The 20,820-nt window shown below is 66.6% G+C and carries 19 protein-coding genes; 12 read left to right on the plus strand and 7 right to left on the minus strand.

Annotation, left to right across the window (positions count from 1 at the left end):
• The 4 genes from VL752_RS13110 to VL752_RS13125 all read right to left on the minus strand — a co-directional run.
• A partial coding sequence (locus VL752_RS13110) for a PhnE/PtxC family ABC transporter permease (RefSeq protein WP_408863123.1) occupies positions 1–514 on the minus strand: 514 nt, incomplete at its 3' end.
• Positions 511–1,368, minus strand: coding sequence for a phosphonate ABC transporter, permease protein PhnE (gene phnE, locus VL752_RS13115; protein WP_325355926.1), 858 nt, complete (start codon positions 1,366–1,368; stop codon positions 511–513). The genes phnE and VL752_RS13110, both read right to left, overlap by 4 nt.
• 9 nt (positions 1,369–1,377) lie before the next feature.
• Positions 1,378–2,280, minus strand: coding sequence for a phosphonate ABC transporter substrate-binding protein (gene phnD / locus VL752_RS13120; RefSeq protein ID WP_325355928.1), 903 nt, complete (start codon positions 2,278–2,280; stop codon positions 1,378–1,380).
• Between the two features lie 119 nt (positions 2,281–2,399).
• Positions 2,400–3,323 carry a sugar phosphate isomerase/epimerase family protein gene (locus tag VL752_RS13125; protein ID WP_325355930.1) on the minus strand — a complete coding sequence of 308 codons (924 nt, stop codon included), beginning with the start codon at positions 3,321–3,323 and terminating at the stop codon, positions 2,400–2,402.
• Positions 3,324–3,612: 289 nt separating this feature from the next.
• On the opposite strand from VL752_RS13125, the gene VL752_RS13130 reads away from it, so the two are divergent.
• Both VL752_RS13130 and VL752_RS13135 read left to right on the plus strand, forming a co-directional pair.
• Complete coding sequence (locus VL752_RS13130) at positions 3,613–4,800, plus strand: efflux RND transporter periplasmic adaptor subunit (protein ID WP_325355932.1); 1,188 nt, start codon at positions 3,613–3,615, stop codon at positions 4,798–4,800.
• Between the two features lie 4 nt (positions 4,801–4,804).
• Entirely contained in the window at positions 4,805–7,933 is a 3,129-nt protein-coding gene (locus tag VL752_RS13135) for an efflux RND transporter permease subunit (RefSeq protein ID WP_325355934.1), read from the plus strand.
• A 42-nt stretch (positions 7,934–7,975) separates the two neighbouring features.
• On the opposite strand, the gene VL752_RS13140 is transcribed toward VL752_RS13135, so the two are convergent.
• Positions 7,976–8,587, minus strand: coding sequence for a DUF2127 domain-containing protein (locus VL752_RS13140; protein WP_325355936.1), 612 nt, complete (start codon positions 8,585–8,587; stop codon positions 7,976–7,978).
• A gap of 143 nt (positions 8,588–8,730) precedes the next feature.
• On the opposite strand from VL752_RS13140, the gene VL752_RS13145 reads away from it, so the two are divergent.
• A complete protein-coding gene (locus tag VL752_RS13145) occupies positions 8,731–8,913 on the plus strand; it encodes a hypothetical protein (RefSeq protein ID WP_325355938.1) in 183 nt (60 codons plus the stop codon).
• A gap of 105 nt (positions 8,914–9,018) precedes the next feature.
• On the opposite strand, the gene tkt is transcribed toward VL752_RS13145, so the two are convergent.
• Together tkt and VL752_RS13155 are read right to left on the minus strand one after the other, a co-directional pair.
• Positions 9,019–11,049: a transketolase gene (gene tkt, locus VL752_RS13150; RefSeq protein WP_325355940.1), complete on the minus strand. Its 2,031-nt coding sequence runs from the start codon at positions 11,047–11,049 to the stop codon at positions 9,019–9,021.
• 265 nt (positions 11,050–11,314) lie between these two features.
• Positions 11,315–12,001 (minus strand): septal ring lytic transglycosylase RlpA family protein, encoded by a 687-nt coding sequence (locus VL752_RS13155; RefSeq protein ID WP_325355942.1) that lies wholly within the window; start codon positions 11,999–12,001, stop codon positions 11,315–11,317.
• A gap of 528 nt (positions 12,002–12,529) precedes the next feature.
• Between VL752_RS13155 and VL752_RS13160 the strand changes: the two genes are divergently transcribed.
• The 9 genes from VL752_RS13160 to VL752_RS13200 form a co-directional block, all read left to right on the plus strand.
• Positions 12,530–13,792: a glutamate-5-semialdehyde dehydrogenase gene (locus VL752_RS13160; RefSeq protein WP_325355957.1), complete on the plus strand. Its 1,263-nt coding sequence runs from the start codon at positions 12,530–12,532 to the stop codon at positions 13,790–13,792.
• A gap of 11 nt (positions 13,793–13,803) precedes the next feature.
• Positions 13,804–14,484 (plus strand): nicotinate-nucleotide adenylyltransferase, encoded by a 681-nt coding sequence (locus tag VL752_RS13165; protein ID WP_325355944.1) that lies wholly within the window; start codon positions 13,804–13,806, stop codon positions 14,482–14,484.
• Positions 14,454–14,996 carry a ribosome silencing factor gene (gene rsfS, locus VL752_RS13170; RefSeq protein ID WP_325355946.1) on the plus strand — a complete coding sequence of 181 codons (543 nt, stop codon included), beginning with the start codon at positions 14,454–14,456 and terminating at the stop codon, positions 14,994–14,996. The genes VL752_RS13165 and rsfS overlap by 31 nt, the downstream gene beginning before the upstream one ends.
• A gap of 31 nt (positions 14,997–15,027) precedes the next feature.
• Positions 15,028–15,483 (plus strand): 23S rRNA (pseudouridine(1915)-N(3))-methyltransferase RlmH, encoded by a 456-nt coding sequence (locus VL752_RS13175; protein WP_325355959.1) that lies wholly within the window; start codon positions 15,028–15,030, stop codon positions 15,481–15,483.
• A gap of 37 nt (positions 15,484–15,520) precedes the next feature.
• Positions 15,521–17,071, plus strand: a complete 1,551-nt coding sequence (gpmI, locus tag VL752_RS13180) for a 2,3-bisphosphoglycerate-independent phosphoglycerate mutase (RefSeq protein ID WP_325355947.1) — start codon at positions 15,521–15,523, stop codon at positions 17,069–17,071.
• A gap of 184 nt (positions 17,072–17,255) precedes the next feature.
• Positions 17,256–18,320, plus strand: a complete 1,065-nt coding sequence (locus tag VL752_RS13185) for a murein hydrolase activator EnvC family protein (protein WP_325355949.1) — start codon at positions 17,256–17,258, stop codon at positions 18,318–18,320.
• 123 nt (positions 18,321–18,443) lie between these two features.
• Positions 18,444–19,832, plus strand: coding sequence for a S41 family peptidase (locus VL752_RS13190; RefSeq protein WP_325355952.1), 1,389 nt, complete (start codon positions 18,444–18,446; stop codon positions 19,830–19,832).
• A gap of 22 nt (positions 19,833–19,854) precedes the next feature.
• Positions 19,855–20,349, plus strand: coding sequence for an RNA pyrophosphohydrolase (locus tag VL752_RS13195; RefSeq protein WP_325355953.1), 495 nt, complete (start codon positions 19,855–19,857; stop codon positions 20,347–20,349).
• Positions 20,350–20,373: 24 nt separating this feature from the next.
• On the plus strand, positions 20,374–20,820 hold a 447-nt coding region (locus VL752_RS13200; RefSeq protein WP_325355955.1), incomplete at its 3' end, for a dienelactone hydrolase family protein.

Genomic DNA, 20,820 nt, shown 5'->3' on the forward strand with positions numbered 1-20,820 from the left:
TCGCCAGCCTGCCGCCGCCGGCGGCGCGGATGGCTTCGATCTGGCGGCGGTCGGCGGCCTCGATCGCCTCGCTGAACAGCTTGGCCAGGGCGCCGGCATCGGGCACCGCGAGGGCGAGGGTGCCGGCGAATGGCCCCATGCCGACGGCGGAGACGAAGATCAGTGCCCAGATCAGCGCGTCGATGCCGCGCAGCCCGTCCCAGAGGCGGCGCAGGCCGAAGCGCAGCAGCCAGGCGGGCATGACGTTGCCGGCGCCCAGCAGCGCCATCGGCAGGGCCAGCACGGCGCCGGCCAGCGTACCGAGGAAAGCCATCGCCAGTGTATCGAGCAGGGCGCGCAGCAGGTCGGCCAGCGCGCCGCCGTCGCTGGGTGGCAGCATCAGCACCACCAGCCAGCCGAGCCTGGAGAGGCCTTCGGCGATGCGCCAGGGGTTGGCATCGATGCGCCACAGCCCGGCGAGCAGCAGCACCGCGCCGCTGCCCCAGACGAGGCGGAGTTGCAGACCCGGGCTCATGTCGCGACCAGGGCGCCGGTGATGCGGCGGCGGAGCCAGGCGCAGGCGGTGTCGAGCAGGGCGACGCTGACCAGGATCAGCGCCACGACGGCAGAAATGTCGGTGTATTCGAAGCGGCGGACCACGAGATAGAGTTCCTGGCCGATGCCGCCGGCGCCGACGAAGCCGAGGATCGCCGCCTCGCGCACGTTGATCTCGAGCCGCAGCAGCCCGTAGCTGACCACCGCGGGCAGCGATTGCGGCAGCACGCCGAAGCGCATCGCCGCCCACCAGCTTCCGCCGGCGGCGCAAGTGGCCTCGACCGGGCCGGGCTCGGCGTTCTCGTGCACCTCGGCGAAGAGCTTGCCGAGCGAGCCGGCGCTGTGCACGGCGAGCGCCATGGCGCCGGGCAGGGGGCCCAGGCCGAAGGCGAACACGAAGATCAGGGCGAAGACCACCACCGGCACCGAGCGGGCGAATTCGAGCAGCCGCCGTGCGGCGAAGGCCGCGGCCGGGTGCGGCGCGTGGCGGGCGGCGGCAAAGAAGCTCAGCGGCAGGGCGGCCGCGACGCCGAAGGCGGTGCCGACATAGGCGATCAGGGCCGTATCCAGCAGCAGGCCGAGCCAGCGCGGCAGGTCCCACATCCAGTCGGCGAGGTCGGCATCGACGGTGGCGAGATGCAGCGGCGGCAGGGTGCGGCCGATATAGGCCAGGATGCGCGGAACGCCCTCGGCCAGCCTGCCGGCATCGACCTCGCCGACATGGCCGGCGAACAGGATGAGCACGAGCAGCAGTGTCGCGGTGGCTGCCTGGCGCAGCAGCTCCGCGCCGCGCCGCTCCCGCCAGCGCTGCTGGACGGCGTCGCGCGCCACCATGTCCGGCGGCTAGGCGCCCTTGCGCTTGCGCTCGGCGTCGAGCGCGCGGACGACTTCGATCACGTCGAGATAATCCTCGTGCTTCGCCGCAACCAGCCCGGCGGCGCCGGAGCTGACGGTGCGCCAGGCGGCCGCGTCTTCCTTGGGCATGGCGAAGAGAGCGGTGGTGAAATCGCGGCGCAGCGCCTCGGGCAGCGCGGTGCGGGTGACCCAGGGCGAGTTGGGGATCAGCGGGCTGGTCCAGATGATGCGGATGGCGCCGGCGGGGATCATGCCCTTCTCGGTCATGCGCTGCACGTTGCCGCGCCGCTCGTTGGTCCAGAACGTGGCGGCCGCGTCGTAGGTGCCGTTCAGCACCGCGATCACCGACAGCTCATGGCTGCCGGAGAAGCCGGTGCGGCTGAAGAATTTCGCCGGGTCGTAGCCTTGCTTCTTCAGGAAGAAGCTCGGGAAGGCGTAGCCCGAGGTGGAGTTGGGGTCGGCGAAGGCGAAGGACTTGCCCTTGAGGTCGTCGAGCGATTTCGCCGGGCTGTCCGCCTTCACCACCACCACGCTGTAATAGCCCTCGGAGCCGTCCTGATCGAGGCTGCGGGCGATCGGGGTGATCCTGTCGCCCATCACCTTGTTGGCCAGCGCGTAGGAGGCCGGGCCCATGGTGGCGAATTCGAGATGCCCGGCCGCCAGCGCCTCGACGGTGCCGGCATAGTCGGTGCTGCGGTAGATGCGCACCTTCACGCCGAGCCTGGCCTCCATGTAGCGGGCGAGGTTCTCGAAGCGGGTGACCGCGTCCTTGTCGTTCTCGGCGCTGGTGATGCCGAAGCGGATCTCCTTCATGTCCGCGCGCCAGTCGGATTGTGCGCGGGCGGGCAGGGCGGCCACGAGGGGCAAGGCGAAGAAGGCGCGGCGAAGCATGGCCAGAACTCCAGCAGACGGGCCGATAGAGATGCGCGCGCTCCGCGTCGCGGCGATGACGGATGGGCGAAGCTTTGGTGACGGCTAGGCCGGTCGCAGCCCATCCACTTCTGCGCGTTTCATGCGTTGGCTCCGTTGAGGCGCGCGGCGAAGCCGCGGGTGGCGAGGATGCTGGCTGCCAATTCCACATCATGGCTGCCCTTGATCTCGATATTGGCGATGCTGCCGGGGCGGATGGGCAGGTCGGCCAGCAGGGTCTCGTAGGGCACCGTGCCCCAGCCGATGGGCAGATGCAGGTCGCCCATGCCATAGGCCACGTGCTCGTCATCGTTGGCGTCGGGGTAGGTGACCGGCATGCCGCAATTGTCGGTGACATGCAGGTGGCCGACCAGAGGGGCGAAGGCGCGCATTTGCGCATGGTAGTCGAAGCCCAGGCGGCCGGCGGCGAGCCAGCCATGGCCGAAATCCAGCACGCCGCAGACCGCTTCGTGGTCGATCGTCGCGACCTGCTCGGCGAGGGCCGCGGGCTCCAGCGCGTAGCTGTGCAGGCGGCCGGCCATCATGTCGCGGTTGGGGTTGAGGTTCTCCATGCCGATGCGAACGCCCAGCTTGCCGGCGAGGTCGGCGGCGCGGAGCACCTGGTCGCGCTCGATCTGGAGCAGGCGCCTGCGGTCGGCGAGGTCGGCTTGCGGGCTGACCCGGCCGGGATGGATCACGGTCACGGTGGCGCCGATGCGGCCGGCGAAATACAGGCTGCTTTCCAGCACCGCGAGGTGCAGCGCGCCATGCGTGGTGTCCATGAAGTTCACCGCGATCGGCGCGTGCAGCGTGTAGGTGAGGCCGTGGCGGGCGCAGACCTGCGCCAGGGCTTCCTGGCGGGCCGCGTTGTCGCGGCCCGCCACGGTGATGTGGAGATGGGTCGCCGACAGCTCGGCATGATCAGCCCCGGCCGCCGCCGCCCGGGTGAGCGCGCCGTCCAGCGCCGCCGGCCCTCCGCCCTGGTTGTGCAGGATCGTCCCCACGCCGGTGATGATGGGTGTCATTGCGATGTCCTTCATGTCGGGTTGGCGGTGGGGCTGGGCCGGTCGCGCGGCCGGCAACCTGCCGGGCTGGCGAGGCGAGGGTTGTGCGCTGGCAATGGAGCGGGAAGGTGCCTCCGGCCCCGGACGGGCTGAAGCATGGTTCGACGACAGTTTGGTGACCAATCGATTGCGGATGCCGGCGCTGGCATGTCATCCGGGCAAGCGGCATCCCATCGATCGCCGAGAGCCGCGTCGTTGCGTGAACCCACCCATATCGCCTAGTGTCCGCGCCCGGCCAGGGCAAGGTTGCATGCGGATCGCGCTCGTCTTCTCCGGCCTGGGCGTTCTCGCGCTCAGCGCCCTCGTCTATTTCAACACCACCGCCCTCAACCAGGTCACCGACCTCGCGGCGGTGCTGACGCGCGCCATGTCCACCAGCGTCGCCGCGCCGGCCGAGCGCGCCGCGCCGCCGCCGGTGCCGGTTCAGGTCGCCGCCGTGCAGCGCGCCGCGGTGCCGATCTATCTCAACGGCATCGGCACCGTGCAGGCGTACAACATGGTGGCGGTGAAATCGCGCGTCGACGGCGAGATCACGAAGATCCTGTTCCAGGAGGGCCAGGACGTCACCGCCGGCGAGCCCATCGCCATCATCGATCCGCGCCCGTTCCAGGCCCAGCTCGACCAGCAGGTCGCGGCACTGGCGAAGGACCAGGCGCTGCTCGACGGCGCGATTGCCGACATGCGCCGCTACGACGAGCTGGTGCAGCGCAATTTCGCCAGCCGCCAGCAGGTCGATCAGCAGCACGCGCTGGTCGACCAGTACCGCGCCCAGCTCAAGACCGACCAGGCGCAGATCGATTTCGCGCGCAACCAGCTCGCCTACACCACCATCCGCTCGCCGCTGACCGGGCGGATCGGTATCCGCCAGATCGACCAGGGCAATTTCATCCGCGCCACCGATGGCGGCGCGATCGCCATGATCACCCAGCTGCAGCCGATCTCGGTCGTCTTCACCATTGCTGCCGTGGCGCTGGAGGGGACCAAGCTGACGCCGGGGCGGGCGGAGGCGGCGGTGACCGCGATCGGCCAGGACAATCGCACCGAGCTCGACCACGGGCGGGTCGAGCTGGTCGACAACCAGGTTGATCCGGCCACCGGCACCATCAAGGTGAAGGCGAGCTTTCCCAATGCCGCGCTGCGGCTGTGGCCGGGCAATTTCGTCAATGGGCGGATCACCGTGGAGACGCGGCGCAACGGCCTGACAGTGCCGGCGGTGGCGGTGCGGCACGGGCCGCGGGGGGATTTCGTCTGGCTGGTCAAGGAGGACAACACCGTCACCGCGCGCAACGTCGCCACCGGCCAGGTGGCTGATGGGCGGGTATTGATCGAGCGCGGTCTGGCGGCGGAGGACCGCGTCGTCGTCGAGGGCTACTACCGGCTGGAGAACGGCACGCGGGTCGAGATCCAGGCGGCCAAGCCGGCGCCGCGGCCGGGCTGAACCGGTGTCCGCGCCGTTCATCCTGCGGCCGATCGCGACCACCCTGCTGATCATCGCCGTGCTGTTGCTTGGCGCGCTCGGCTATCGCGCGCTGCCGGTCGCCGCCCTGCCGAACGTCGATTTCCCGACCATCCAGGTTGTCACTCCCTATCCTGGTGCGGCGCCCGACGTGGTGGAGACCGCGATCACCGCGCCGCTCGAGCATTATTTCGGTGCCATCTCGGGCCTGGCGTCGATGAGCTCCACCAGCTCCTACGGCATCAGCCAGATCACCCTGCAATTCGACCTCAACCGTCGCATCGATGCCGCGGCGCAGGACGTGCAGGCGGCGATCAATGCGTCGGCCGGCTGGATCCCGACCGCCCTGCTGCCCAGCCCGCCGACCTATCGCGAGGTCAACCCGGCCGATACGCCGGTGCTGATCCTGGCGCTGACGTCAGAGAGCCTGCGGCTGCATGAGGTGAACGACTACGCGCAGACCGTCATCGTCCAGAAGCTGTCGCAGATCAGCGGCGTCGGCGCGGTCACCGTCGAGGGCGGGCAGATCCGCGCGGTGCGGCTGCGGGTCAATCCGGCGCGGCTCGCGGGGCTTGGCCTGGCGATGGAGGATGTCCGCCGCGCCATCGCCGCGGCCACCGCGGATAATCCCAAGGGCGCGCTGGATGGGCCCTCGCAGGCCTTCCAGATCGATGCCAACGACCAGCTGTTCGACGCCGCCGGCTACGAGGATGCCGTCGTCGCCTATCGCAACGGCGCCCCGGTGCTGCTGCGCGACATCGGCACCGCGATCGACAGCGTCGAGGATGCCGAGCAGGCCGCCTGGTACCAGGGCGAGAGCGCGGTGCTGCTGGACATCCAGCGCCAGCCCGGCGCCAACGCCATCCAGGTTGCCGACGCGGTGCGCGCGCTGCTGCCGAAGCTGCGGGCACTGCTGCCGCCGGCGCTGAAGATCGACGTGGTCACCGACCGCACCCTGACCATCCGTGCGGCCATCGCCGACGTGCAGTTCACCCTGCTGCTGACCGCGGCCCTGGTGGTGCTGGTGATCTTCCTGTTCCTGCGCAAGCTATGGGCCACGGTGATCCCGAGCGTCACCCTGCCGGTGTCGCTGATCGCCACCTTCGGCGCGATGGCGCTGTGCGGCTTCAGCCTCGACAATCTTTCCCTCATGGCGCTGACCATCGCCTCCGGCTTCGTCGTCGACGACGCCATCGTGATGATCGAGAACATTGTCCGCTACATCGAGGCCGGCGAGGACCCGATCGCCGCCGCGTTGAAAGGCGCACGGCAGATCGGCTTCACCATCGTCTCCCTGACCGTGTCGCTGATCGCGGTGTTCATTCCGCTGCTGCTGATGGGCGGCATCGTCGGGCGGCTGTTCCGCGAATTCGCGATCACGGTCTCGATCACCATCGTGATCTCGGCCGTGGTCTCGTTGACGCTGACGCCGATGATGGCGGCGCGCTTCCTCCGCCACGAGGAGAAGAAGCACGGGAAACTCTACAACGGCGTGGAGCGCATGTTCGACGGCATGCTCGCCTTCTACAGGCGCACGCTGGATGTGGCACTGCGCTTCCAGTTCATCACGCTCATGGTCTTCATCGGCACGGTCTGCCTGACCATCGCGCTTTATGTCATCATCCCAAAGGGCTTCTTTCCGACCCAGGATACCGGCATCGTCATCGGCGTGACCGAGGTCGCGCAAGACTCATCCTTCGATCAGATGTCGCGCCTGCAGAAACAGATCAACAAAATCGTCATGGCGAACCCGTCGGTCGCCACCGTTACCGCTGTCGTGGGATCGGGTGTCGGTGGCCAGACGGCCAACAACGGGCGCATGTACATCACGCTGAAGCCTTGGGATCAGCGCAAGAGCAACGTAACGCAGGTGATCGCGCAACTGGATGCCGCCACGGTGCAGGTGGAGGGTATCCGTCTGTTCATGCAGCCGGCGCAGGACGTGCGGGTCGGCGCGCGCCTCTCCAAGACCCAATATCAGTACACCATTCAGGATTCGAACCAGGAGGAGCTGGACCGCTGGGCACCCAGGATCCTCGCCCATATGCAGAAGATTCCTCAGTTGCAGGACGTGACCTCGGACCAGGAAAACGCGGGGACGACCGAGACGCTGACGATCGACCGCGAACGGGCGGCGCGTTTCGGCATCCAGCCGGCGACGATCGACGCTATTCTCTACGATGCTTTCGGCCAGCGGGAGGTTGCGCAGTATTTTACCGGCAACAAGGCGTATTACATCATCCTGGAGACCAAACCCGATCAGTTCGGCCGTCTCGATACGCTGAACAAGCTCTATGTGAAGTCATCGACCGGGGCGGTGGTGCCGCTGTCCACCATGGTGCACGAGACGACGGTGCCGGTGCAGCCGCTCGCCATCAATCATCAGAGCCAGTTCCCCTCCGTGACGATCTCCTTCAACCTGCGCGGCGAGGCCTCGCTCGGCGATGTCGTGAGCGCCGTCGACCGTATGAAATCACAGCTCGGCGTGCCGGAGACGGTGCAAGGCAATTTCCAGGGCACGGCGCAGGCTTTTGAAGCTTCCTTGAGCTCGGAGCCGATACTGGTGCTGGCCGCTCTCATCGCCGTCTACATCATCCTCGGCATTCTCTATGAGAGTTACATCCTGCCGCTGACGATCTTGTCCACCCTGCCATCGGCCGGCGTCGGCGCGCTCCTGATGCTGATGGCCTTCGGTTACCAGCTGACGGTGATCGCGCTCATCGGCATCATCCTGCTCATCGGCATCGTCAAGAAGAACGGCATCATGATGGTGGATTTCGCCATTCATGCGGAGCGGAATCAGGGTTTGCCACCGCTGGAGGCGATCCGGCAGGCCTGCCTGCTTCGCTTCAGGCCGATCCTGATGACGACCATGGCCGCTATTCTGAGCGGCGCGCCGCTGATGCTGGCAAGTGGGGCTGGGTCCGAACTGCGCAAGCCGCTGGGCTTCGCCATGGTGGGCGGGCTGATTCTGAGCCAGATCCTGACCCTTTATACGACGCCGGTGATCTATCTTTATCTCGACCGGCTACAGCACTGGCTCTCTCCCAAACGGCAGGCGCGCCTACCGCGTCTGGCCGAAAAAATGGCGCCGGCGGCTGAAGCCGGGGAATAACGGCCGCCGGCTTCGGCCTCTAGATTGTCCATAAGGTCTGATTCATGGTTCAGATGACTCGCTTGCGCGGTTCAGTCTGAACCGATCGGGCCTGACCGCGCGCAGCCCATGGCGCTGCATGACCCGGTATTCGTGCCAGATCAGCCACATGACGCCGAGATCGAAGATCGTGAGCAGAATCATGCCCGGACCAGGCAACAACAGGAAACGGTAAAGCTGGTACAGGATGAAGAGACCGAGCACGGTGAGCGACGCCGGATAGGCCCAGAGCTTGCCGCGCAGGAGTGCCACGACGAGCACGATCTTGGTGAGGCCGTGGCTCAGCAGATACAAGGCGAAGAACGTCTTGCTTCCGCCCGAGAAATGATCCGCCCAGAGCATCAGGTGTGTCGCGATGACATCATGCGGGTCTTCGGCCAACTCTCCCTGCGTGAGTAGCCCGACGAGGCGTATGACCGCATGAGCGCTGATGGCGGTGAGCGTCAGGCCACCGATACATTCGACCAGCCCATGCAGCCCCTTGAGCAGCATGCCGGCCTCGAAAATCTGGTGTATCCGCCGTTCTCTCATGCCGCCCCCTGCGCCGCCCTTCGCATCGCGACGCTCGGGCGAGACCGGTGATGGCAGGGGCAACTTACCGTGACCTGACACCATTCGCATTCCTCTATAGGGCAGGCCGAGGTCACCGTCTGATGAAGGGTCTGTCGGGGGAAATGTCTCGGAGAAGTCGACATCCTGTAAGGTGAACGAAAGCTGAAGAGGCCTATAGGCGTTCTGTCGACTGGGGGAGCACGCCTATGGCGCAGTGTGAAGCGAACGGGCGCAGCCTTGCTCGGAATGTGGTTCTGCCGCCGTCCCTTGCCCAGCCCGTCTGCCGGGAAAAGAACACTGAAACAGAAACTGATCGGGCCGGCGAAGGTGAGGCCGAGGATGCGGAGATCATTGCCGCGCGGCTGGGCGGCGTTGCCCAGTTTGGCTGATCTTGTTCGGGCCGTCACCGCCTAAGAGCGCTGCACTAAAAAAGCCGGCGGGAGCGATCCCGCCGGCTTTTTAGTTTCGATCAAACAAGAAATTAGCGCGGGCGCCTAGCCGACTTCGGCCAGGCTTTCCTTCGCCGCGGCCACCACGGCGTCGGTCGTGATGCCGAACTTCTTGTAGACGTCGCCAATCTTGCCGGAGGCGCCGAAGCCGTGCATGCCGACGAAGCGGCCGTAATCGCCGATATAGCGTTCCCAGCCAAGTTCCACCGCGGCTTCCACCGCGACGCGGGCCTTGTTCGTGCCGATCACCGACTTTTTGTAGGCGGCGTCCTGCAGTTCGAAATGCAGGCGGCTCGGCATGGAGACGACGGCGGTGGGGATGCCTTCCGCCTGAAGCACCGTCCGGGCTTCGACCGCGAGATGCAGTTCCGAGCCGGTGGCGAAGAGGGTCATCTTACGCTCGCCACCCTCGGCTTCGAGCAGGACGTAGGCGCCCTTCGCGGACTTGTTCTCGGTGCCGGCCTCTTTACGGAGCAGCGGCATCGGCTGGCGGGAGAGGGCGAGGAAGGCCGGGCGATGCGGCTGTTCCAGCACCATTTCCCAGCACTCGGCGGTCTCGATCGGATCGCCCGGGCGATAGACGCCGAGATGGGGTACGGCGCGCATGGCGGCGAGATGCTCGACCGGCTGATGGGTCGGGCCGTCTTCGCCGAGGCCGATGCTGTCATGGGTCATGACGAAGATCGAGCGGATCTCCATCAGGGCCGAGAGACGGATCGAGGGGCGGCAATAGTCGGAAAAGCACATGAAGGTGCCGCCGTAGGGGATCAGGCCGCCATGCAGGGCGATACCGTTCAGCGCCGCCGCCATGCCGTGCTCGCGGATGCCGTAATGGACGTAGGAGCCGTCGAACTCGCCCGGGTGGATCTCGGTCTGATTCTTGGCCTTGGTATTGTTCGACGGCGTGAGGTCGGCCGAGCCACCGAGCATTTCGGGGATCGCATCGAACAGATGGTTCAGCACGGCGCCGCTCGCGGCACGCGTCGCCAGTTCCTTGCCGCTGTCGATGAACTCCTTCCGCGCGGCGGCGATGGCATTCCGCCAGTCGGCCGGCAACTCGTTATTGATGCGGCGCTGGAACTCGGCCGGGGCTGCCTTGAAGCGCGCTTCCCAGGCGGCGCGCTCTTTCGCGCCACGGGCGCCGATTTCGCGCCATGCCTTCAGCAGTTCCTCAGGGATGACGAAGGGCGGGGCGGTCCAGTTCAGAATCTTGCGGGCGCCGGCGATTTCCTCTTCGCCGGGAGCGTCGCTATGCGCCTTGTGGGTGCCGGCCTTGGTCGGGAAGCCGAAGCCGATGATCGTCTTGCAGGCGATCAGCGTCGGGCGATCCGTCACGGCCTGGGCGGCTTTGATCGCCTCGCGAATCGCATCCGTATCGTGACCGTCGATCTCCAGCGTGTGCCAGTTCTCAGCCTGGAAGCGCTTGATGACGTCTTCAGATGTCGAGAGGCTGGTATCACCGTCGATGGTGATGGAGTTGTGATCCCAGAAGCAGATCAGGTTGCCAAGCTTGTAGTGGCCCGCAATCGAAATCGCTTCCTGGCTGACGCCTTCCTGCAGGCAGCCGTCGCCGAGGAAGACATAGGTGTGGTGATTGACGAGATCCTTGCCGAACTTGGCGCTCATGATGGCTTCGGCGAGCGAGAAGCCGACCGAATTGGCGATGCCCTGCCCGAGCGGGCCGGTCGTCGTCTCGATGCCGCTCGCATGGCCGTATTCCGGATGGCCGGCGGTCTTGGAACCGGCCTGGCGGAACGTCTTCAGATCCTCGATCGACATATCCTGGTACCCGAGGAGGTAGAGCAGGCTGTAGAGCAGCATCGAGGCATGGCCGTTCGACAGGATAAAGCGGTCGCGGTCGAACCACTTCGGGGCGGCGGCATCGAACTTCATGAAGTCCTTGAACAGGACGACCGCGATGTCGGCCATGCCCATGGGGGCACCGGGGTGCCCGCTTTTGGCCAGCTGGACGGCGTCCATCGAAAGGAAGCGGATGCAATCCGCGAGGTCGCGCAGGTGCTGGTCTTTCGGGGCCGGTACGGTTTTCACCGCTGAGCCCGGGGTAACGTCTGCCATGGTCAAGATATCCTTCTTCGCGAGGTCATCCACGCAGATGGGTATGGCACGGCTCGGGCCGCTCTGAAACCGGGGGGGCAGGTTTCGCGCAATCTTCATGGGGTCGGAGCCGCCCGCAGGGGACGCGGCCAGCCTCCAAATCCTCATGCTTCCTATCACATAGGAAGGGAGCGCGTGGAAACATCCGCGCAGATTTGGGCGCGTCCGTGGTCTTCACAGGCGTGTGTAGATGGAAAGGAGGCGACCGGCTGACGCTGCCGGCGCTTTAATTCTCGCGGGTCAGGGTCACCATGGCCAGTCCCTGGTGGACAATGCCGAGCTTGCTGGCGGCACCCTCAGAGAGGTCGATGATCCGATGCGGCTCGAACAGACGGTCGGTGATAGTGACGACGACCGTCCGGTCCGTCCCCGCGACGCGCACCAGCACTTTGGTACCGAAGGGCAGCGTGGCATGGGCTGCCGTCATCTCATGCTGGTTGAAAATACGGCCGCTTGAGGTACGGCGGCCATTGTGGCGGCCGCCGTAATAAGACGCGATGCCGCGCTGGATGGGCGTGGCATCCGCGAAATCGCCGGCATCAGCGCCGCTGGCGCTCGCATCCGGCCCCTCGGTATAGCTGGTGAGCTGGACCGAGGCGCCGACCGGCTTCATGCCCTTGGGATAGGAGATGCCGGCGGTAATGGGGTTCCAGCCATCGGCATCGGTGAGGCCGTGGCTGCGCTTGCCATAAGCGATGTGGCGGCCGTCGACGTGGCGTACGGCCACGTGCCGAACCTTGACGCCATGGCTGGTGCGGAGGGCGGTGCGGGTCTTGGCGTGGCGGGACGCGGCGGCGGCGGTGCGGCCCTGGGCGCCGTGGTGCACGTCGGACTTGTTGGTCGCGGCTTCGGCGTGGTTGCCCAATGCCAGGAGCAGGATCGGAGCGATCGACAGAGCGATGCGCGACTTCATCCGGGCTCTCCCTTTGTTGGGGGATGCTGCGGAATGGGCTCGCACATCCCCGTTCGAACCCTGGCCGCGGAGAAAAGCTGCGGAACCAGGTTTCAATCTATTGCGACTCATGAAGGTCGCATCGAAGGGAACCTCGCTAAGGCTTTGAGTAGAAAACAAAACGCGAGGCTGGGATAGACGATTTATGTCAGTCACAATCTCGATAAACCGCAATCCGTCGGCCATTGCAAGCCTTAGTGGGTGAGTCTTGCTGGTAAATCCGATCAGTAACGCCGTGGTGCCGGCTAAGTTGTTCTTTCAAAAGGACTCAATGATCTTGCCACATTTCTGCCTTGATTGTGGCAATTTGCCTTATTGTGTATTTTGACTAGTCAACGATGTCGGGAATGCTCACCGCATCTTCGCAACTGCGGTAGCGGCCCGGGCGAGATGCGTGGGAAGCTGCCGCGCGCCGACTGCCATTGCCTTGGCGGCGCGGGGCGGGCAAAACTTTTCAAAAGCTTGATCTTCGCCATGCAGGCCCTGCCGATGAATATCGAATTCGACCCTGCCGCCGGTGAGGTGCGCGCCGCTTCCCTCGCAGCACGGGACGCAGCCCGTGTCCTCGCCCGCTCTCCCCATGCTCAGCGCCAGGTGGCGCTGCGTGCGGCTGCCACGGCATTGCGTGCCCGCATGCCGGAGCTTCTTGCCGCCAATGCCCAGGACCTCGATGCTTATGAAGGTCTTCTGTCCCTCCGCGACCGTCTGCGTCTCGATGAACGCCGGATCGAAGGTATGGCCGTGGGCTTGGAGGAGATTGCGGACCTCCCTGATCCGCTGGGCCATGTCCAGGCTGAATGGACGAGGCCTAACGGCCTTAAATTCCAGCGTGTCTCCACGCCCATCGGCGTCATCGGCATGATTTACGAGAGCCGGCCGAATGTCGGCGCCGACGCGGCCGGAATCTGCCTCAAATCCGGTAATGCCGTCATCCTGCGCGGTGGGTCGGACAGTTTTCATAGTGCCCAGGTGATCCATGCGGCGATGGCGGACGGTCTCAGGGCCGCCGGCCTGCCGGAAGCGGCGGTGCAGGTCGCGCCCGGGCGTGATCGCGCCTTCGTCGCGGCCATGCTGAAGGCCTCGGGCCTTATCGATCTGATCATCCCCCGCGGCGGCAAGGGGCTCGTGACCCGGGTGCAGGCGGAGGCCCGCGTGCCCGTTCTGTCGCATGCAGAAGGGCTCTGCCACACCTATATTCACGCGGCGGCCGACCCTGCCATGGCGCGCGCCATCATGCTGAACGCCAAGATGCGGCGCACCGATGTCTGCGGCGCTACCGAGACGCTGCTGATCGACGCCGCCATCGCGCCGACGCTGCTGCCCGAGATTGTCGCCGATCTGGCCGCGCAGGGCTGCGACTTCCGGGCGGATGCGCGGGCGCGCGTGATCCTGCCCGACCTCGCGCCCGCGACCGAGGCCGATTTCCACACCGAATGGCTGGATCGCGTGCTCTCCATCGCGGTGGTGGACGGTGTCGAGAGCGCCATCGCTCACATTGAACGCTTCGGCAGCGAACATACCGAGGCGATCATCACCGAGGACGCGGCGGCGGCCGAGCTGTTCCTGAACGGCACGCCGAGCGCCGTCGTGCTGTGGAACGCCTCCACCCAATTCTGTGACGGCGGTGAATTCGGCTTCGGTGCCGAAATCGGCATCGCCACCGGCCGTATTCATGCCCGTGGCCCGGTGGGCGTGGAGCAACTCACGATCTTTCGCTACCAGGTGCGGGGCGACGGTCAGGTGCGGAGCTGACACCAGCCTCTATGCGGTTCACGGCCGACCCTCTGCCGCGGCGCGGCGATCGCCGGCGCATGCGCATCGGCGTGCTGGGTGGATCCTTCAATCCCGCCCATGACGGCCATCGGCATGTGGCGCAACTCGCCCGCCGGCGCTTCGCGCTGGACCAGGTCTGGCTCATGGTCTCGCCAGGCAATCCGCTCAAGCCGGCGCGGGGCATGGCGCCTTTCGCCGAAAGGCTGGCAAGCGCACGGGCAATTGCCGACGGACGGCGGATCGTCGCGACCGCGATCGAGACCAAGATCGGCACCCGCCATACCTGGGCGACGCTCGGCCGGCTGCACCGCCTGTTTCCCCGGGCCGAATTCGTCTGGCTCATGGGGGCGGACAATCTCGAGCATTTTGACCGCTGGCAGCGCTGGCGCCAGATCGTGTCCAAAACGGCGCTGGGCGTTCTGCCTCGGCCCGAGCATAATATGGCGGCACTGGCCGGGCCCGCCGCGCACCGGCTGCGGCCTGCAAGGCTTCCGGCCCGCCAGGCGCCGCTGCTTGCCTCGGCCCGGACGCCGGCCTGGATTTTCCTGCCTGCCGCCCAGAATGCGCTGTCCGCGACCGCGCTGAGGGCGGCGAAATCATCGGCTCCCGTCAGTGCGGGGGTCATCAGTCCACCTGCATCATGCAGCGCCACGAATGGAGAAGGTCAATAGCCCGCAAACCGACCACCGATCCGGCTGCGCCCCGCCGCCGGGCCGCACCGGCCGCCAAGCCCGCCGCCGCAGGCGCGCCCGTCGCGCCAGCGACCATCCGCAAGAAGGCCGTCATCTCCGGCCCCCGCGCCAAAAGCCGCAAGACCCAGGCTGAGCCGTCCGATCTCGATCGGCTGCAGGCGCTCATCGTCACCAGCCTGGAGGACGACAAGGGCGAAGAGATCGTGACGTTGGACCTTGCCGGCAAGGCGAGCTTCGCCGATCGCATGATCATCGCCAGCGGCCTCGCCGACCGGCAGATCAGCGCCATGGCGACTCATCTTCAGGAGAAGCTGCGCGAGGAGGGTTTCGGCCGCGCGCGCGTCGAAGGTGAAGGCGGGTCCGACTGGGTTCTGATCGACGCCGGCGACATCGTGGTCCATCTCTTCAAGCCGGATGCGCGCGCGCTCTACGGCCTCGAGAAGATGTGGGGCGCGGAGCTGGACGAGGCGAGCGAGGCGAGCGAGGGCTGAGGCCGGTGAGGGCCGGGGCTGTCGCGCCGTGATGCGCGTCATTGCCATCGGCCGTCAGCGCCAGGGGCCGGAGGCCGAGCTTTTCGCCCGCTATGCCGGGCGGCTGCGCCCGGCGCTGGCGCTGACCGAACTGCCCGAAGGCCGCGGCGCCCCGGTCGAGATCAAGCGGCGAGAGGCGCAGGCGCTGCTCGGCGCCTTGCCGGCCCAGGCCTATGTCGTGGCCCTGGATCTGGGCGGAGCGACGCCGGACAGCGCGGGCCTCGCTCGTATGGTGGCAAGTTGGCAGGGTCTCGGCCGGCCGATTTGCTTCCTGATCGGCGGCGCCGAGGGGCTGGACGCTTCCGTTATCGACCGTGCGGATGCCACGCTTTCACTCGGTCCCATGACCTGGCCGCACTTCCTGGCCCGCGCCATGCTGGCCGAGCAGCTGTTTCGCGCCCATGGCATCCTGACCGGCCACCCCTACCATCGTGAGGGACGACCGTGATACCAGCAGCGTCAGGCTGAGAACGGAGACGCGCGCCATGACCCAACAACAGCAACGCCCAGTGATGCTGGTGATCCTGGATGGTTGGGGTTGGCGGGAGTCGAACGAGGACAATGCCGTCCGTCTTGCCCATACGCCCACGTTCGACAAGCTTTGGGGCAATGGCCCGCATGCCTTCCTCAGCACCTCGGGCGAGGATGTCGGCCTGCCGGAGGGGCAATTCGGCAATTCCGAAGTGGGCCATTTGAATATCGGCGCCGGCCGGGTCGTCATGCAGGATCTGCCGCGCATCACCCGCGCGACGCGTGACGGCTCGCTCGCCACCAACACCGTGCTGGGCGCGCTGATCGCGAAGGCCCGTGCCGGCAGTGGCACCTGCCATCTTCTCGGTCTTGTCTCCCCGGGCGGGGTGCATGCCCATCAGGATCATGCGGTCGCTTTGGCCAAAATCCTGACCGCTGCCGGGCTGCGCGTCCTGGTTCATGTCGTGACCGATGGGCGCGACACGCCGCCGCGCTCGGGCGCCGGTTTCGTCGCCAGCTTCGAGGCAGCGCTGCCTGAGGGCGCCACCATCGCGACCGTCAGCGGCCGGTACTACGCCATGGATCGCGACAACCGCTGGGAGCGCGTCTCCCGCGCCTATGATGCAATCGTCTCGGGCGAGGGGCCGCATTTCGCGACCGCGGCCGAGGCCATCGCCGCCGGCTACGCGGCCGATCTCGGCGACGAGTTCCTGCTGCCCGCCGTGATCGGGGCGTATCGGGGTATGGCGGTGGGCGATGCGCTGCTGACCTTCAACTTCCGGGCTGACCGCATTCGCGAAATCCTCATGGCCATGCTGGACCCGGCCTTCGAGGGCTTCGCACGCAAGGCGGTGCCGGCCCTCAGCGCCGCCGCCGGCCTGACCCAATACAGCAGCGCGCTCGATGAGTTCCAGACGACGCTTTTCGCGCCGATCGGCATGGAAGACCTTCTGGGCCAGGTCCTGGCGCGCGCCGGCCGCCGCCAGCTGCGCATGGCCGAGACGGAGAAATACCCCCATGTCACCTACTTCCTGAACGGTGGCGAGGAAGTGCCGAACGAGGGGGAGGAGCGTATCCTGGTGCCTTCGCCGAAAGTCGCGACCTATGATCTGCAGCCGGAAATGTCGGCCCCAGAACTCACCGACAAGGCGGTCGATGCGATCAACAGCCGCCGCTTCGACCTTATCATTCTCAACTTCGCCAATCCCGACATGGTCGGCCATACCGGAATTCTGGAGGCGGCGATCAAGGCCGTCGAAACGGTCGATACCGGCCTCGGACGGATCGCGGATGCTGTCTCCGCCCAGGGCGGCGCGCTGTTCGTCACGGCCGACCACGGCAATTGCGAGTTGATGCGCGACCCCAAGACCCATGTGCCGCATACCGCGCATACGCTGAACCCGGTGCCCGCCATGCTGATGGGGGCGCCCGCCGGCACGCGCATCGCGAACGGGCGGCTCGCCGATATTGCGCCGACGCTTCTCGCCCTCATGGGGATTGCCCAGCCTGCTGCCATGACCGGCGTGAGCCTGCTGAGGAGCGGGCAAGCTGCTGCCAAGGCCTAGCTCTCATCGGCGCCGCCCCGCCCGGGGCCTGGCACTCGCGCTGCTGGTTGGGGCCTCGCTGTGCGGCTCCGCGCGGGCAGCGGAAAAGCCTTCGGCCGCGCAGCTGAAGCAGGCGGAGGCTCAGCGCGCCCTGCACCAAGCTCAGGCGGCGGCCGCCCGCGCCCGGGCCGCCGCGATCAGCGCCATGCAGGCGACCCTCGCTCAGCAGCGCGTGGAGGCCGCCGCCAAGCTGCGCGCGGCCGAGGACGCAACCGCCGCCGCCGCTGACCGCATGGCCGATCTCGCTGCCCAAAAGAAGAAGGTATCGGACGAACTCACCGCGCGCGCGGCGGCCTTCGCGCCCATGCTCCCTCTCATCGAACGGCTGGCGCTTTTCCCGTCGGAAACGCTCCTTGCCGTGCCGGCGCCCCCGCGCGACACGCTGCGCGGCCTGCTCGTCTTGCAAGGTCTTTCGCGTGAAATCGGCCGTCAGGCAGCCGAGCTCAAGAAGGAACAGGCGCAGCTGGACGATCTGACCGCGCAGATGAAGGCGGCGGCGCCCGCTTTGGCAGCGGCCGAGGCCGTCCAGGCCCAGCAGGAGGCCGCGCTTGATGCCGAGATCGCCAATGCCTCGGCCAGCCGTCAGAGTGCGGAGGATGCGGCGACGGCGGCAGACCAGGCGGCGGCCCAGGATGCGGCCCGCGCCCGCACGCTCAAGGACGCACTCGCCCGTATTGCGGCGGCACGGCAGGCGGCTCTTGTTCGGGCCGAGCGGGCCGCCCGCGCTGCGCGCCGCGCGGAGGAAGCCCGCCGTGCAGCTTCGGCCGAGGCCCAGGAGGCCTCGCTCTCTGCGCCGACCGGGGCAGGTCTGGGCACCCCGCACGGCGATATCCTGGCGCCGGTCGCAGGCAAGCTCGTGCGCGGCTGGGGGGACCAGACCCTGGCAGGGCCCGCGACCGGCGTTTCCTACGCGACGCCCCCTGGGGCGCGGGTGATCTCGCCCTGCGGCGGCACGGTTGTTTTCGGCCAGCCCTTCCGCAGTTATGGGCTTCTCCTTATCGTCGATTGCGGCGGCGGCTACGACTTCGTCCTCGCGGGGCTTGACCGGCTCGACGTCAGCGTCGGACAACGCCTGCAGACGGGTGAGCCCGTAGGCGTCATGGCCGGGTGGACCCCGCGCCAGCCGAACCAGCGGCCGAAGCTGTATCTCGAGTTACGCCGGGATGGGAATCCGGTGAATCCTACGCCATGGCTGCGCGCGCAGGGTTGATTGTTGGCCGCTTTGCTTCTCACAATGGCGCTGCTTTCGCATGTTCAGCCCGCCTGATGGGCCACTATACTGTCTCTCCGCCCCCTCGATCGCGCCCCTTGGGGCGGCTATAGGAAAGTTCGGATGAAGTTTCGCTCTGGCTTGCTGCTCGGTTCCGCCTTCATTGCCGGTCTCGCACTGGCTCCGGTTTCCGATGTCCTCCTCCACCGCTTCGGGGGGGAGTTCGGCATCACGAAGGCGATGGCGGCCGAAGATAATGCTTCGAGCACCTATAAGCTGCTCAGCCTGTTCGGAGATGTGTTCGAGCGGGTGAAGGCGGATTACGTGACGCCGGTGAATGACCAGTCGCTGGTCGAGAATGCGATCAACGGCATGCTCGCCGGGCTTGATCCGCACAGCGCCTACATGAATGCCCAGCAGTATCGCGACATGCAGGCCCAGACCGACGGCGCCTTCGGCGGCCTCGGTCTGGAGGTAAGCCAGGAGAACGGCTTCATCAAGGTGATCAGCCCGATCGACGGGACGCCGGCGGCGAAGGCCAATATCAAGCCGAACGACCTCATCATCGCGATCGACGGTAAATCCGTTCAGGGCCTGGCGCTGGATACCGCGGTCGATCAGATGCGTGGCCCGCCCGGCTCGTCCATTTCCCTCACCATCAAGCCGGTCGGCAAGACCAAGCCGGTCGTCGTGAAGCTCACGCGCGAGGTCATCAACGTGCCCTCGGTGCATTCGGACCTCTATGGCGACATTGGCTATATCCGCCTCTCGGTCTTCAGCGAAAACGCCGATCAGGGTGTGCGCGACGCGATCAAGAAGCTGCAGGCCCAGGCGCATGGCAAGCTGCACGGCTATATTCTCGACCTGCGCAACAATCCGGGCGGCCTGCTCGACCAGGCAGTGTCGGTCGCCAACGACTTCATGAGCACGGGGGAGATCGTTTCCACCCGGGCGCGCCACCCGGAAGACAGCGAAGTCTGGAGCGCCAAGCCGGATGGCGACGTCGCCGGCGATCTGCCCATGGTCGTGCTGATCAATCCGGGCTCGGCCTCGGCTTCGGAGATCGTCTCCGGCGCGCTGCAGGACAATCGCCGCGCCATCGTCATGGGCGAGCGCAGCTTCGGCAAGGGCTCCGTGCAAACGGTCATTCCGCTGCCTGAAAACAGCGCCATGCGCCTCACCACGGCGCGCTACTTCACTCCCTCCGGTCGTTCGATCCAGGATCTCGGCATCACGCCGGACATTCAGGTCGCGGAATCCGACCGCGAGGCCAATGCCATGCAACCGCTGCGCGAGAGTGACCTGCAGCATGCGATGGAAAATCCGAACAGCAAGAAGCTGCCGCCGCTGCCGCCACGCGCTGATCTGCCGGCGATCGCCAAGTCCATTCCGAAGCAGCCGCCCGCGACTTGGCCGAAATTCGACGCCTCCAAGCCCACGACCGACTTCCAGCTTCAGGAAGCCATCAAGATCGTGGACGCGATGAAGCCCGTGAGCAGCGCGGCGAACTGACGACCGCGCGAAAGGACTGCCAATGCGCGCCGAGGATCTGCCCTACCGCCCGAATGTCGGCGCGGTGCTGTTCAACCGCGCGGGCCGCATTTTCGTGGCGCGGCGGGCGGATTTCCCCAATGCGGAGGGGCCCGCAGGGGGCTGGCAACTGCCCCAGGGCGGGATCGACGAGGCGGAGGATCCGGCGGTCGCCATTTTCCGCGAGCTTGGTGAGGAGATCGGCACCGACCGGGCCGAGATTCTGGGCGAGCATCCCGACTGGCTGCAATACGACCTGCCACCAGATTTGATTGGCCGCGCCCTGGGGGGCCGCTATCGCGGGCAGCGCCAGCGCTGGTTCGCCTTGCGCTTTCTGGGAGAGGACCAGGATATTCGACTCGATCTTGATCCTCATCCGGAATTCGATGCCTGGCGCTGGGATGATCTTGCAAACCTCCCGTCACTTGCGGTCGGCTTCAAGCGGGATATTTATGGCGTGCTCGCGACCTCCTTCGCGCGTTTCGCCATTCCAGCCTGACCCCCGACTCTAGGACTGATCATCATGAACACTGTGAAACTGACGGCGGCCGACGGCCATCAATTCTCCGCCTACAAGGCCGGTCCCGAAGGTGCGACGAAGGGTCTGGTCGTCGTGCAGGAAATCTTCGGCGTGAACAGCCACATGCGCTTTGCAAGCGATACGCTGGCCCGCGCCGGATTCGCCGTCATCGCCCCGGCTCTGTTCGACCGCGTCGAGCGCGACGTGGAACTGGGCTATACATCCGAGACCGTGCAGAAGGGGCTCGAACTGCGCGCCGGCATCACCGAGGAACAGGTGATGATGGACATCGAGGCTTCCGCGGCAGCGCTGGGCCTCACCTCCATCGGCATCATCGGCTACTGCTGGGGCGGGACGATCGCCTGGTGGGGCGCGACCCGCTCCAAGAGCTTCAAGGCGGCCTGCGGCTGGTACGGCGGCGGCATCGCACCGACCCGCAGCGAGACGCCC

Source organism: Acidisoma sp., assembly GCF_035492295.1.
Classification (GTDB): Bacteria; Pseudomonadota; Alphaproteobacteria; order Acetobacterales; family Acetobacteraceae; genus Acidisoma.

Excerpts from the sequence above, each read along its gene's own strand:
- phnE (WP_325355926.1), bottom strand. The coding sequence starts at position 1,368 with ATGGTGGCGCGCGACGCCGTCCAGCAGCGCTGGCGGGAGCGGCGCGGC.
- phnD (WP_325355928.1), bottom strand. The coding sequence starts at position 2,280 with ATGCTTCGCCGCGCCTTCTTCGCCTTGCCCCTCGTGGCCGCCCTGCCC.
- VL752_RS13125 (WP_325355930.1), bottom strand. The coding sequence starts at position 3,323 with ATGACACCCATCATCACCGGCGTGGGGACGATCCTGCACAACCAGGGC.
- VL752_RS13130 (WP_325355932.1), top strand. The coding sequence starts at position 3,613 with ATGCGGATCGCGCTCGTCTTCTCCGGCCTGGGCGTTCTCGCGCTCAGC.
- VL752_RS13140 (WP_325355936.1), bottom strand. The coding sequence starts at position 8,587 with ATGGTGTCAGGTCACGGTAAGTTGCCCCTGCCATCACCGGTCTCGCCC.
- VL752_RS13145 (WP_325355938.1), top strand. The coding sequence starts at position 8,731 with ATGGCGCAGTGTGAAGCGAACGGGCGCAGCCTTGCTCGGAATGTGGTT.
- tkt (WP_325355940.1), bottom strand. The coding sequence starts at position 11,049 with ATGGCAGACGTTACCCCGGGCTCAGCGGTGAAAACCGTACCGGCCCCG.
- VL752_RS13155 (WP_325355942.1), bottom strand. The coding sequence starts at position 12,001 with ATGAAGTCGCGCATCGCTCTGTCGATCGCTCCGATCCTGCTCCTGGCA.
- VL752_RS13160 (WP_325355957.1), top strand. The coding sequence starts at position 12,530 with ATGAATATCGAATTCGACCCTGCCGCCGGTGAGGTGCGCGCCGCTTCC.
- VL752_RS13165 (WP_325355944.1), top strand. The coding sequence starts at position 13,804 with ATGCGGTTCACGGCCGACCCTCTGCCGCGGCGCGGCGATCGCCGGCGC.
- rsfS (WP_325355946.1), top strand. The coding sequence starts at position 14,454 with ATGCAGCGCCACGAATGGAGAAGGTCAATAGCCCGCAAACCGACCACC.
- VL752_RS13175 (WP_325355959.1), top strand. The coding sequence starts at position 15,028 with ATGCGCGTCATTGCCATCGGCCGTCAGCGCCAGGGGCCGGAGGCCGAG.
- gpmI (WP_325355947.1), top strand. The coding sequence starts at position 15,521 with ATGACCCAACAACAGCAACGCCCAGTGATGCTGGTGATCCTGGATGGT.
- VL752_RS13185 (WP_325355949.1), top strand. The coding sequence starts at position 17,256 with ATGCAGGCGACCCTCGCTCAGCAGCGCGTGGAGGCCGCCGCCAAGCTG.
- VL752_RS13190 (WP_325355952.1), top strand. The coding sequence starts at position 18,444 with ATGAAGTTTCGCTCTGGCTTGCTGCTCGGTTCCGCCTTCATTGCCGGT.
- VL752_RS13195 (WP_325355953.1), top strand. The coding sequence starts at position 19,855 with ATGCGCGCCGAGGATCTGCCCTACCGCCCGAATGTCGGCGCGGTGCTG.